Source organism: Cohnella thailandensis (genome assembly GCF_014212135.1).
Classification (GTDB): domain Bacteria; phylum Bacillota; class Bacilli; order Paenibacillales; family Paenibacillaceae; genus Cohnella; species Cohnella thailandensis.
In genome coordinates this window covers 234,606-247,057 of sequence record NZ_JACJVQ010000006.1, presented here as the reverse complement: position 1 = coordinate 247,057, position 12,452 = coordinate 234,606, and the positions used below count along the sequence as shown (strand labels likewise).

At 56.1% G+C, this 12,452-nt stretch carries 14 protein-coding genes; 5 read left to right on the top strand and 9 right to left on the bottom strand.

Annotated features, from left to right (window positions below):
• The first annotated feature begins 18 nt into the window (after positions 1–18).
• Entirely contained in the window at positions 19–885 is an 867-nt protein-coding gene (locus tag H7B67_RS09085; protein WP_185119489.1) for a sigma-70 family RNA polymerase sigma factor, read from the top strand.
• Positions 886–893: 8 nt separating this feature from the next.
• On the opposite strand, the gene H7B67_RS09080 is transcribed toward H7B67_RS09085, so the two are convergent.
• Positions 894–1,832 carry a helix-turn-helix transcriptional regulator gene (locus H7B67_RS09080; RefSeq protein WP_185119488.1) on the bottom strand — a complete coding sequence of 313 codons (939 nt, stop codon included), beginning with the start codon at positions 1,830–1,832 and terminating at the stop codon, positions 894–896.
• Positions 1,833–1,930: 98 nt separating this feature from the next.
• On the opposite strand from H7B67_RS09080, the gene H7B67_RS09075 reads away from it, so the two are divergent.
• The gene (locus tag H7B67_RS09075) at positions 1,931–2,653 is read left to right on the top strand and encodes an alpha/beta fold hydrolase (RefSeq protein WP_185119487.1); all 723 of its coding nucleotides are present in this window, start codon (positions 1,931–1,933) and stop codon (positions 2,651–2,653) included.
• A 37-nt stretch (positions 2,654–2,690) separates the two neighbouring features.
• On the opposite strand, the gene H7B67_RS09070 is transcribed toward H7B67_RS09075, so the two are convergent.
• A complete protein-coding gene (locus H7B67_RS09070; protein WP_185119486.1) occupies positions 2,691–2,840 on the bottom strand; it encodes a hypothetical protein in 150 nt (49 codons plus the stop codon).
• A gap of 16 nt (positions 2,841–2,856) precedes the next feature.
• Positions 2,857–4,101 (bottom strand): NAD(P)/FAD-dependent oxidoreductase, encoded by a 1,245-nt coding sequence (locus H7B67_RS09065; RefSeq protein WP_185119485.1) that lies wholly within the window; start codon positions 4,099–4,101, stop codon positions 2,857–2,859.
• A 283-nt stretch (positions 4,102–4,384) separates the two neighbouring features.
• Here H7B67_RS09065 and H7B67_RS09060 point away from each other — a divergent pair, with 283 nt between their 5' ends.
• A complete protein-coding gene (locus H7B67_RS09060) occupies positions 4,385–5,248 on the top strand; it encodes a cell wall hydrolase (RefSeq protein ID WP_185119484.1) in 864 nt (287 codons plus the stop codon).
• A 59-nt stretch (positions 5,249–5,307) separates the two neighbouring features.
• On the opposite strand, the gene H7B67_RS09055 is transcribed toward H7B67_RS09060, so the two are convergent.
• Positions 5,308–6,078: a TerC family protein gene (locus H7B67_RS09055; protein ID WP_185119662.1), complete on the bottom strand. Its 771-nt coding sequence runs from the start codon at positions 6,076–6,078 to the stop codon at positions 5,308–5,310.
• A gap of 196 nt (positions 6,079–6,274) precedes the next feature.
• Between H7B67_RS09055 and H7B67_RS09050 the strand changes: the two genes are divergently transcribed.
• Both H7B67_RS09050 and H7B67_RS09045 read left to right on the top strand, forming a co-directional pair.
• Positions 6,275–8,281: a catalase gene (locus tag H7B67_RS09050; RefSeq protein ID WP_185119483.1), complete on the top strand. Its 2,007-nt coding sequence runs from the start codon at positions 6,275–6,277 to the stop codon at positions 8,279–8,281.
• 216 nt (positions 8,282–8,497) lie between these two features.
• Positions 8,498–8,932: a DoxX family protein gene (locus tag H7B67_RS09045; protein WP_185119482.1), complete on the top strand. Its 435-nt coding sequence runs from the start codon at positions 8,498–8,500 to the stop codon at positions 8,930–8,932.
• A 101-nt stretch (positions 8,933–9,033) separates the two neighbouring features.
• Here H7B67_RS09045 and H7B67_RS09040 read toward each other — a convergent pair whose 3' ends face one another.
• The 5 genes from H7B67_RS09040 to H7B67_RS09020 all read right to left on the bottom strand — a co-directional run bounded on the left by H7B67_RS09040 (position 9,034) and on the right by H7B67_RS09020 (position 12,345).
• On the bottom strand, positions 9,034–9,552 hold the full coding sequence (locus H7B67_RS09040; protein ID WP_185119481.1) for an SRPBCC domain-containing protein: 519 nt from the start codon (positions 9,550–9,552) through the stop codon (positions 9,034–9,036).
• Positions 9,553–9,622: 70 nt separating this feature from the next.
• Entirely contained in the window at positions 9,623–10,084 is a 462-nt protein-coding gene (gene lspA, locus H7B67_RS09035) for a signal peptidase II (RefSeq protein WP_185119480.1), read from the bottom strand.
• Positions 10,085–10,182: 98 nt separating this feature from the next.
• Entirely contained in the window at positions 10,183–11,037 is an 855-nt protein-coding gene (locus tag H7B67_RS09030; RefSeq protein WP_185119479.1) for an AraC family transcriptional regulator, read from the bottom strand.
• A gap of 200 nt (positions 11,038–11,237) precedes the next feature.
• Complete coding sequence (locus H7B67_RS09025; protein ID WP_185119478.1) at positions 11,238–11,726, bottom strand: hypothetical protein; 489 nt, start codon at positions 11,724–11,726, stop codon at positions 11,238–11,240.
• Positions 11,727–11,847: 121 nt separating this feature from the next.
• Entirely contained in the window at positions 11,848–12,345 is a 498-nt protein-coding gene (locus tag H7B67_RS09020; RefSeq protein ID WP_185119477.1) for a sigma-70 family RNA polymerase sigma factor, read from the bottom strand.
• Between the last annotated feature and the right edge of the window lie 107 nt (positions 12,346–12,452).

Sequence of the window (12,452 nt, the reverse complement as noted above, 5' to 3'; positions counted from 1 at the left end):
TAAGAAGGGAGCTTATCGATGAGCGAAATGAATCGGCTTACCGAACAGTTCGAAGGCCATCGGAGTCATCTGCGTTCGGTCGCGTACCGAATGCTGGGGAGCTGGAGCGAGGCGGAGGACGCCGTTCAAGAATCCTGGCTGAGGCTTAGCCGCTCCGATGGGAACCGAATCGAGAACATCGGGGGGTGGCTGACGACCGTCGTCTCCCGGGTATGCCTAGATATGCTGAGGTCCCGAAAGTCGCGGCGAGAAGAAGGGATGGACGCCCATGACGCCGAGCGGCCGTTGGACGATGAAGCGGAGGGCGATCCGGAACGCGAGGCGATCCTCGCCGATTCGATCGGCCTGGCGCTGCATGTGGTGCTCGACACCTTGAATCCGGAAGAGCGGATCTCGTTCATTCTGCACGACATCTTCGCGGTCCCCTATGCCGAGATCGCTCCCATCGTAGGGCGCTCCGAGATTGCCGCTAGGCAGCTAGCCAGTCGAGCCCGCCGGCGATTGCAGGGAGCGAGAGCGTCCTCGGGCGCCGACCTCAACGTCCAACGGAGTCTTGTGGACTCCTTCCTGGCGGCCGCGAGAAAAGGGGACTTCGAAGCGCTGCTCGCCGTGCTCGATCCTCAAGTGGTGCTGCGTAGCGATCGCAAGGACGCTCCGAACGAGGTTCGCGGCATCCGGGAGGTGGCCGCGCAGCTTATGGGCGGACGCGCCAAGGCCGCGCGGCCGGCGCTCGTCGACGGAGAGATCGGCGTCGTCGTATCCCCGGGCGGACAACTGCTTCTTGTACTCGCTCTCGCTTACGCGAACGGCAAGATCGCAGGAGTCGACGTCATCACCGACGAGTCGCGGTTAAGGGAGCTCGAGTTGATCTCGCTGAGCGACTGACGGCCGTTCTAATAAAGCCTACGAACCGCTTCGAGCTTCTGCCTCATATACTCGATCGCTTCCGCGGGCCCCGTTATTTGGGCTTCGCCCCCCAGCCGCCAAATCAAGTCCGCGTAGAAGCTCAAGTCTTCCGCCGCTATTTGAACGTTTGCCGTTCCGCTGCCGTCCTCCTTCCGCCGGATAAACGGGGCGATGCGCGGATTGGATTCCAGCTCGAACACCCCTTTGGGGGTCAAATTCAGTCGAAGGATCGTCTGTTCCAGACGGTCCTTATCGGGCTTGTCCGACAAAGTCTTCCGGCTGATGTCCGCTCGGCTCGGAATCGATTCGTTCGGCGCGGCGGAGAGAATCCGGTCCGCCCTGAACTGCCGGATGTCGCCGCGGCTGAAGCAATAAGCGGGACAATACCAATAACCGGAGTTGGCATATAGGCCGATAGGCTGAATGTTCCGCTCGGATTCTCCGCTTCCGGATTTATAGGTTATCGTCACGACGACGTTCGTCATGATGGCTTGCAGCAGGGTTTGAAGAATGTCCGCCGACATCGGCCGAAAGGGGCTCCAGAACATGATCCTGTCCTTAAGCCGATCGATCTGATCTTTACGGTCCGCGGGCAAATAGTGATAAAACTTATGAAGCGCGGTATCCGCCCCCTCTCCGAAAGGCAAGGCGCCGAAATAATCCAACGTCTGGCAGGCAAAAAATAGGGTGAGCGCTTCTCCTTCCGTAAAGCTGATAGGCGGCAGCAGCCTTTCCCGAAGAAGCCGATAGCCTCCGCCCCTTCCTTGAACGGAATAAACGGGAACGCCGAGCTCGCTTAGCTCCTGAAGATCCCTCGTGATCGTCCGCGTGGACAGCCCGAATTCGGCGGCCAACTCGCCTACGGTAAAAGACGGCTTCGCATTGATCCTCATGATCAATTGAATGAGTCGCTGCGACTTCTGCATGGTCCACCTCATTAAAATAAGACATGATTTGTCTTGTTTTCATGATACCATGCCTTTAGAAGAAACCAAAACGTGAAGAATAGAGGGGAATGACACCTATGAGCAAGGACTTGCAGGATTCCATAGGCTTCGTTTTTATCCATGGGGCCGGGCTGGACAATCGGATTTGGAGGAAAGTCGCGGAGGGGTTCAATCACCCTTACTTGCTGGCGGAGTATCCCTTGAGGCAAGGCTCCGCCGATTCGCGGAAGCGGCTGTCCCTGGAGGATTACGCGATCGGCATAAAAAAACAAATAGAGGCTTGGGGAGCTCGGCGCATCGTCCTTGTCGCTCATTCCATCGGAGGCGTCCTGGCCCTTAAACTTGCCTCGGAACTCGGGAATCGGCTGGCGGGATTCGTCGCCGTCGGGGCCATTATTCCGAAGGCCGGCGGTTCCTTCTTGTCCGCGATGCCGTTCCCTCAAAGAATAATCTTGGCCGCCATCATGCGAATCCTGGGAACGAAGCCTCCGGAGGCCGCCCTCCGGGCGGGATTATGCAGCGATCTCGCTTCGGACCAAGCTTCGGAGATTGTCCGAGGATTTACTCCGGAGGCCGTGCGCTTGTTTACCGATCGGGTACGCGCGTCTATCCCGGACGTGCCGCGGCTTTATGTGAAGCTGACCAAGGATAAAGAGATCCTCCCCTCCCTGCAGGACCGAATGATCGCGGCCCTTGCTCCGGGATCCGTTCGAAGCCTCGACACCGGACACTTGCCGATGATCGGCGACCCGGACGGGCTAAGGGCTATCTTGGAAGAATTCAAGAGGTCCGTCCCTTAACCGGGACGAACCTCGGACGCTTGTTAGGATTGTCCGTTTAGCTTGTCGTGCTGTAAACGATAATACGGCGGGCTTCTTCGATTTGGCCGTCGTCCGAATGAACGGCATTCCACCACAGGCTTACCGTCATAGCCGTTGCGGCCGCAAGCCAAATCCGCCTCCTGCGGCTCTTCGAGAGCTTCTTCATTCTTCACGAATCCTCCTTAAGGTTCAAATTCCTGGTTCCCCGCCAGCAACCCCCCGATGACTTGTTCGAACTCCTGCGGCTCGACCGCGTGATTGTAGATCCCGAGAAAAGCCCGGGTCGCCTCGGGATGAGCGGCAACCAGCCGGTTAACCGCGGTCTGCTCCGGCCCGAACGGAACGTTCTTCGTGAACTGGCAGGCCATATGGAACCGGGACATCATCTTCGCTTCCATCAGGCTCTGATACGCTTGGGCCATCTCCTCCCAATGCTCTCCCCAGTCGTCGTATTTGGATAGGACGTCGGTTAAGATTCGCGCGCTATAAAGCGCATCCTGCATTCCTTGTCCGACGGCGGGATCCTTGAACGAGAAAGCGTCGCCGACGAGCGCCCACCCTTCTCCCATCCCCTGATGCCAATCGTTGTCGTAACCGCGCAAGCCTCGCACCCTGCCGACAAGGGAGGCTTGGCGCAGCCGTTCCGGGAGGGGGGAATCCGCGAATCCGCCGTCGATCAGCTCGCGCATCGCATTCTCCGGAGACCGGGCGAACCTCTCGCTCCAACCTTGATCATCCAGGGGAAACATGACGCCGACAACGTGCAGATCGTCGTCCGTCGGGAAGACGATGCCGATTTTGTCCCTGATTTTGTACAGCTCCACATGAATATCGCCAGCCTGCTCATAGCCCTTAAAGTAGCCGACATAGGAAGCAAAGTCCGTCGGAACGGCCATCGCCCGCGCGCTGTTCACCCTCTCCCGCAGAGTCGAGTTGCGCCCGTCGGCGCCGACGACTAGCTTGGCCGTAAACCGTTCCTCTTCCCCGCCGCGGCGAACTCCCGCGATCCCGGTTACCGCATTCCCCTCCCGGATCACGTCCGTAACTCGAAACCCTTCGATCGAAGTCACGCCAGGCTGCGACGACGCGTGTTCGAACAAGATATGATCCAGATGCACCCGCCTGACGCACAAGCATTCCGTCTCTCCGTCCACCTCGGGAAACTGCCCGTCGATGACGACATCCTCGAATTGAATGACCGCTCGTTTGTACAAAGGCGCTCCCGTCTGCAGCAGACGATCCAGGACGCCCATCTCCCTCAGCTTCGCTACGGAATTGCCGAAGAAATTGTGGGTCGACAACACATCGCTCGGGAACGAGCTTTTGTCCGCCAGCAGCACCTTATAGCCGGATTTCGATAATTCATAAGCGAGCGACGACCCGGCAACCCGGGCTCCGACGATGATGACATCGTAATGACGGTCCATTCGATCCTCCCTCCTTTACCTCCATCGTAGAACCCCCGTATTCCCGGTAACAAGGGTCGGTTTCCCGGTAGGCCGGGAAAATCGTCCGGGAAGATTTTCAACCATTAAAATATTCTCAGCCTTATCAGAAAAGAACGGCTTCATCGGCGGAAGAAATCCGCTCTTGGCGAGGCTTTAGCGCCGCTTGGAGCCCTGTTGCCGATTCTCATTATCCTCAAATTGTCAGTCGGGCGACCGGCTATTCTATCGTAAAATGGGGCGAGTGAGAGAGGGGGATCTCGTTGTGTTAAAACGTTGGTTGTCGCCTTTGGCGCTAGTATTGGTTGTTCTCTTGACATGGCCGCCTCAGGGCGCTTCGGCCCAAACGCCCGGCAGCACGACGGTCTATGTCGACGGTCAACGGGTTACGACGAGCGCGATCATGCAGAACGGATTGCAGCTTGTGCCGGCAGCCTTCTTCCGCGGGCTTAACGCCTCGGTCGGTTGGAGCGAGCGTTATCGCTCGGCGGTAATCACTACAGCCTCGATTCAGATCGGGTTCGCCGCAGGCGAGCGCTACGCCGATTATCAACGTGCCGGAGAAGCGGCATGGCTTCGCGACAGCTTGGATACGCGAACGACGCTGATCGGCGGAAGCGCTTATGTGCCGCTGGCCTACACGGCTAAGAAGATCGGTTTAAGCGTTCATTACGATGAGCGGACGCGTTCGGCGGTTCTCTCGACGGGGGACAGCGGTCTCGTCGTGAAGGCGCAGAGTACCCAAACGTCCGCCGAAGAGCTTAACTGGCTGTACAAGATTACGGAGGCGGAGGCGGGAGGCGAGAGCTACGCCGGCAAGGTGGCGGTCGCGGCTTCGATCTTGAACCGGGTGGCCAGTCCCGATTGGCCGGATACGATTACCGATACGATTTTCCAAGTCGAATATATAAACGGCACAGCCTATTATCAGTACTCTCCGGTATTGGACAAACGCATCTATTCGGTGACGCCAAGCCAGGAGACGAGGAGCGCCGTGCAGGCCGCGCTGAACGGTTCCGACCCGGGGCTGGGAGCCGTCGTCTTCTATAATCCGGACAAAACGGACAATGCCTGGGTGCGAAGCCGCCCGGTCACGGCCCGGATCGGCAATCATGTGTTCGCGAAATAACGAAAAAGCTGCCGGCATGCCGGCAGCTTTCTTCAGAAATCAATCATGAATAACGCAATCTAGAGTCGTTCGGCCTGTTTCTTATTCGCGGGAGCGAACCAGCCGAGAAGAGCGATCGCAACCAACACCCCATAGAAAATAACGGTCCAAGTTGTCCCATGCGGGAAATGATGATCCAACACGCCGATGTCTTCGTGAGCCAAAGTGATGACCGCGAGCTTTACTCCGACCCATGCCACGATCGCGTAAGCGGTCGTCTCGAGGGCAGGACGCTGGGCAAGCAGCTTGATGAACCATGTGGCCGCGAATTTGATGAGCACGAGCCCTGCGATACCGCCAAGTACGACGACCAGGAACTTGCCTCCGTCCATCCCGCCGAAATTACCAAGCGGCGAATCCGGGAGACCGAGTGCCAGAGCTACCGCGGCAAGGATGGAATCAATCGCAAAGGCGAGATCCGCAAGCGCGATTTTACCCACGGTCGGCCAGAATCCCTTCCCTGCGGCATCCTTTTTGACGTCCTCGCGAATGTTCTCGTTTTCTTTGCCGAAACGCGCTTTAATGATGTGCTTTAACCCGAGGTAAAGCAGGTAAGCGGCTCCGATCGCCTGTATCTGCCAGACATTCGCAATGAACGATATCGCGAATAGCGCGCCGAAACGGAAAACAAAGGCCATGATGATCCCGTAGTTGATCGCTTTCTTCTTTTGATCCTCCGGCAAGTGCTTCGCGATGACCGCCAGAACAAGCGCGTTATCCGCGGAAAGCAAACCTTCCAATCCGATAAGAATCAGTAATGCCCATGCATACTCCAACCATAATGAGTCCAGCAGAAATTCTCCCCTCTATTACCGAGTGTTTTGATCCCTTGCTTCCTATGCAGATAATATTTTCTTCCTCAGAAAAAGTAATACGTGCAAGATCTCCAAAAAGGTTCATTTTCTGTTCTGAACCGGGACACCTCCGCCCGAACGGGGTACTTATGAAGACAGGCTTCTTTCTTTATAACAAGATTGGAGGATTCATATGGAGAACAAAAAGACGGAGCAATTGAGAAATTTCACCGTTAACAACGAAGAAAAGCATGGGTTGACGACGAACCAAGGCGTAAAAATGGCCGAAGACGAGTTTTCTCTGAAGGCGGGCCAGCGCGGTCCTACCCTTATGGAGGACTTCCACTTCCGCGAGAAGATGACCCACTTCGATCACGAGCGCATTCCCGAACGAATCGTTCACGCGCGCGGCGTAGGGGCTCATGGCTATTTTCAACTCTATGAATCCTTAGAAGATTACACCAAGGCGGACTTCCTTACGGATCCGTCCAAAGTCACGCCCGTATTCGTGCGCTTCTCCACGGTGCAGGGTTCTAGAGGGTCGAACGACACCGTCCGGGACGTTCGCGGATTCGCGACCAAATTCTATACGGATGAGGGCAACTATGATTTGGTGGGGAACAACATGCCCGTTTTCTTCGTTCAGGATGCCATCAAGTTCCCCGATTTCGTCCATGCCGTCAAGCCCGAGCCGCACAACGAAATCCCGCAAGGCGCCAGCGCCCACGATACGTTCTGGGATTTTATCGGGCAGAACCCGGAATCGGCCCATATGGTGATGTGGGTCATGAGCGATCGCGCCATTCCTCGCAGCCTGCGGATGATGGAAGGCTTCGGGGTGCACACGTTCCGGTTGGTGAACGCGGCAGGGCGGTCGCACTTCGTCAAATTCCATTGGAAGCCCGTCCTGGGGGTTCATTCCCTGGTCTGGGACGAGGCGCAGAAGATAGCCGGCAAAAATCCCGACTTCCATAGAGAGGACCTGTACGATGCCATCGAGAGGGGACAATTCCCGGAGTGGGAGCTTGGCCTGCAGCTTATTCCCGAGGAGGACGAGCATAAATTCGATTTCGATATCTTGGACCCGACCAAATTATGGCCGGAGGAAGAGATCCCCGTGAAATTGGTCGGCAAAATGACCCTGAACCGGAACGTCAGCAATTTCTTCGCCGAGACGGAGCAGGCGGCCTTCCACCCCGGACATGTCGTGCCCGGCATCGATTTCTCGAACGATCCTCTCTTGCAGGGGCGATTGTTCTCCTATACCGATACGCAGCTCTCTCGGTTAGGCGGTCCTAACTTCCACCAAATTCCGATCAACCGGCCCGTATGCCCGTTCCATAACAATCAACGCGACGGCATGCATCAGATGACCATTCACCAAGGACAAACGAGCTATCACCGTAACGGCTTGAACGCCGGCCTGCCTGCGCCGGTCCCGGTTGAACAAGGCGGATACGAGCACTACCAGGAGAAGATTGACGGGCGCAAGATCCGGGGACGCAGCGACAGCTTCCTCGACTTCTATTCGCAGGCCAAGCTTTTCTACAACAGTCTCGCCCCTTACGAGCAAGAGCATGTAAAGAAAGCGTTCAGCTTCGAGCTGGGCAAGTGCAAATCGGAATTGGTCAAAGCCAACGCGGTCGCGCTGCTGAATCATATCGACCGTTCCTTGGCGCAGGCGGTGGCCGACCCTATCGGAGCCCCCCTTCCGGCGGAGAACCTGGAGGTGAAATCCGACAAGAAATCTCCCGCGCTCAGCATGGCCGATACCGTCCGCAAGCCGGATACGAAGAGCATCGCGATCGTGAGGATAGGCGACCCCGATCTGGAACGTCTTGCCGATTGGACGATGGCTTTCAACGAGCATCGGCTAAATTATACGATCGTCGGGGAGAAGCTTCACGACCTGCCTAACCCGCTTAAGGTAACGGCCACGTTCGACACGGCGGACCCCGCTCTCTTCGATGGCGTCTTATTGATCAGCAGCGAGCCTTCTATTCCGACGCCCGCCTTGGAATTCATCGAGATGACGTTTAAGCATTATAAGCCCTTGGCTCTGGCTCTCCTTGATAACCGGGTATTGAAGAAGGCCAGAGTCAAGACGGACGAGGCGGGAGTTTACGATTTATCGGCTTCCACGATACAAGCCTTTATAAACGGAATCGCGCAAGGGAGGTTCTGGGAACGGAAATTATAAATATTCGGATCGACAAGCGGCACAGCGGGATTCGACGGCAGGGGCACCCCATCCGGGTGCTCCTGCCGTCGGTGCCAGCTTCGCTATCGCCCGTTATTCCGACTTCCGCTTAGTCAGACGGCAATATTTGTATTTACAAACCGACAGTCGGTTTATATAATGAACGTGCAGACGCGATTTTTTTCGACTAACAAACCGCTATCGGGAGTGATCTTCATGTTGCCATTCTATGTATTGGTTGCAGCGTTGCTGTTGTTCAAAGCTCTTGGACTGATCGGTATTACTTATTACGAAGGCTGGCATACGTCTCTTCAGGGGGCGGTATTTATCATGCTTCTCCTTACGGCATCCGCCCACTGGGGGACCCGACGCCCCGACCTGATCCGCATGGTTCCGCCGGCTTTCCCAAGACCGGATTGGATCGTGACAATCACCGGGGTGCTGGAAATCGCCGGAGCTGTCGGCATCCTGTTCCCCGCCACCTCCAGGATAGCTTCGATAGGCTTAGCGGCGCTGCTGATCGCTATGTTCCCCGCTAACATGCGGGCGGCCAAGGAGAAATTAACGATCGGAGGGAGGCCCGTACCGAAGCTGCCTATTCGTACCGTTTTGCAGCTCATCTTTCTTGCAGCGATCCTAGCGGCGGGTTAAAGCTAACGACTTCCTCATCCGAACGTTCCATTCCTTTCGCCGGTAAAACAAAACCGCCCACGCGCCAAGGCGTTGAGCGGTCATGTGTATGATTTCCTTCTTTATCCCTTTAGCGATTCGAGCGCTTCGCTCAGGCGATCCCAGGTATCGGTGATGCCTTCCAGCATGCCCATCTCCATGACGGTCTTGAGGGCTTCCGCGGACTCGTACACGGAACGGTTAACCAATTTGGTCTTGCCTTCGAGAGCGACGAACTCAATCGTGACTTCGGTCGATGGCATAGATTCGGTGACATTGCCTTCGGCATCCGAGAAGTAATCGGTGTAGACGATCTTCTCCGGCTCGACAATCTCGCTGTATACGCCCTTGCCCCAAGACTCCATGCCATAGAAATCGCCCTGATTCCGATCGACGCACTTCATGCAGTAGTGCCACACGCCTCCCGGGCGAAAGTCGATGTTGCATACCGGAAGCTCCCAGCCTCGCGGTCCCCACCAGCGCTTCATGTGCTCAGGCTCCTTAAACATCCGGAATACGAGCTCGCGCGGGGCGTTGAAGACGCGTTCCAGCACAAGCACTCGGTCATTCTCCACTCGGGACAGCATGGCGTTGTTGGACATGATTAAATCCTCCTTTATATTCCTCATGCCTCAAATATACCACACAAGGAATATTCTCGCAAAGGAATATTTAATGAAAACACGGCTTCTCCGCCCTTTTTTTCTTCAGCGGGTGAATGACCAGCTCTTGCAGCAAGATAAGCACCAGGCCCAGAGTAATCGCATGGTCGGCGAAATTCGAGATCCCCCTGCCGAAGTCCAAGAAATCCGTTACCCAACCGTAAATCACGCGATCGATGGCGTTGCCGATGGCGCCGCCGACGAATAAAGCCGCGCCGGCTTGCAGCAGGACCCCGTTCAGCCTTCCTTTGTTCAGATAATAGATAGCCCAGACGACGACCAGAACAGCCGGGATAACGAACCATCTTCCGTATCCTTCGAAGCTGCTCCCCATGGCTCCTGAGTTGCGAAAATACGTCAATTGGAAACCGTCCCACACCGGAATGGACTCGCCCACTTTCATTTGGACGCGGACCCACAGCTTGGCGGCCTGATCAAGCAAAACGACGAGCGACAGAATGAAGTAAAACAAAGGAATCACCTCGTATGCTTTTTACGGCCGACTATCCCGATTATACCATTTCTCGGCGGGGAACAGGATTCCCTCTACGGACGACTGCCTGACAACGGTCACTTTCTCTTCACGACCGGTACCCACAGCTCGTTTTTATTTTCCTCGATAGGCAAGTAGCATTCGATAGCCGGCAGGTTCGCAAGATCGTAGGCGGATACGGGCACCCACTCGGTGTAGAGGCGCCTCCAGATGTCCTGAAGGTTGTCCGGGGAGCCGGGCGCTTCGAACACGGCCCATGCGGCCGCGGGAAAGTCCAATTTCGCCATGCCTTCTGGCGGCGACTGTTCGGAGGTTATCGCCAAGATGTAGTCGAACTCCTCGCTCTTGCCGAAATCCCCTCCCGCGCAAACCCCGAGGATTCCCCTCACCTTGCGGCTTTCGTCGCGAATGTCCCACAGCTTCCCGAACAACCCATTCTCCGCGGCCTCCGCCCACAGTTTCGGCACGATATCGAAGGCCATCTCGGTGTTCACGCGATTCCGGACTCCCACAACGGCGAACGGACCGGCTTCTTCCATTCGGTAATTCATCTCCGCAGCTCCTTTAATCGAGAGTTGAAAGGTCATGGGCGGGTATGCTTTGAGCTTCGTTCCCGCGCTTCGCGCCGCCGTAGGGGTTGTCCCATGCATGCTCTGAAAAGCTCGGGTGAACGCCTCGGGCGAATCGTAGCCGTACTTGAGCGCGAGATCGATCACCTTGACGGGTCCGCTCTGAAGCTCGAAGGCCGCTAGCGTAAGGCGACGCCGTCTAATGTATTCCGATAAGGCGACGTCCGTTATGAAGGAGAACATGCGCTGAAAATGGTACGTGGAGCAGCATGCGATCTTCGCCGCTTCGGAGTAATCGATCTCTTCGGTAATATGGTCTTCGATATAGCGTATCGCCTCGTTCATTCTCGAAACCCAATCCATCCCCGCCGATCATCCTTTCGCTTCCCAATATAAAGCCTGGCCGGAGTCGGCGCCTTGCATTTCATGCACCAATCTGCAAGGGAGTCACGATCACGATCCTGATTTTCTTCCTATTTTAGGGGGCATGGGCCGTTTGTTCAATACAAAAGGGCGCCTTCGAATCGAAGACGCCCTTGCTCTTATCGGCTCCGGAAAATTCCTTAGTTCTGCGGAGCCATGTTGTTGTAAATCACGTCCGCGGTTACCTTGCCGGTGCTGACGTCCTGCGAGGTATAGCCGGATACGATGTTGCCTACTTTGAATTCCTTCTGCAGCAGCTCCTCGGAAGGAGGCGCCGCCGTCGGCTCGTTGCTGCCCATTCTCGTCTGGTCCGTTACCGTCACCCACAGGTCGCCGACCTTGAAGCTCTTGCCGTCTTCGCTCACTTCGGTGATGACGCCGTCGATATTGACGGCTACCTTCCCCATGATCGGAGGCTTCGACGCGACGTCCGAAGGCTGGGTCGTCTCTGCCGGGGCGCTCGCCGACGGCGTGCTCGCTGCCGGGGAGCTTGCCGTCGGCGCGCTGGCCGGCGGGATGCTCGTCCCGGAATCGTTCCGGTTCATCGCGAAGACGCCGATCGCGAGAACCGCGCAAGCCGCGATCCCGGCCGTCCAACCCGTAAGCTTTCTCTTCTGTGCTTTCTCCATGTGTAAGCTCTCCTTTGAATGAATAAGATTGGGTTGCGCAGTCTTCTCTATCTCCCGCATCAGCTTCCGGTAGGTTTCCTCGTGGAAATCCTCGCTCGTTCTCACGCGGGACATCGCGGATTTATAAACAGATTTCTTCATGCTCCAGGCCTCCGATCTTCTCTTTTAAGAGCAAGCGTCCGCGCGCAAGCCACGTTCCTACCGTTGCCGGCTTGGCCCGCAGAATAACCGCGATCTCCTGGATCGAGTATCCTTCGTAATAGTGCAGATGAATCGGAATCCGATACTTTTTGTCCAACGCCAGCACGGCCTGCAAAACCTCGTTTTCTTCCGCCGGGAGGTAGCTTAGGTTTTCGGGAACGGGGTTTCTGCTTTTGAACCACCCGGCCTTCAGCATGTTTTTGCTTTTGTTGATGGCGGTTCGAATCAGCCACGCTTTTTCGTGTTCTACGTTGTCGAATACGGGGCGCTTCTGCAAGTAGGCGAGAAAGACTTCCTGCGCCACTTCCTCCGCATCGGCTATATTTTTCAAGTAGGCGAAAGCGACTTTGATCAAGCTTTGCGAATATAGAACCAAGGCCCGTCGTACGGATTCATTGAGCTCAGATGAATCGTACACCTCAGCACCTCCTTTCGCTTTATATACAACTGAGCGCGCTGCTATTTTTCACCGGGATTCGAATTTTTTTAAATAGACGCCAAAAAGCCCGCGAAAGGATGCAATCG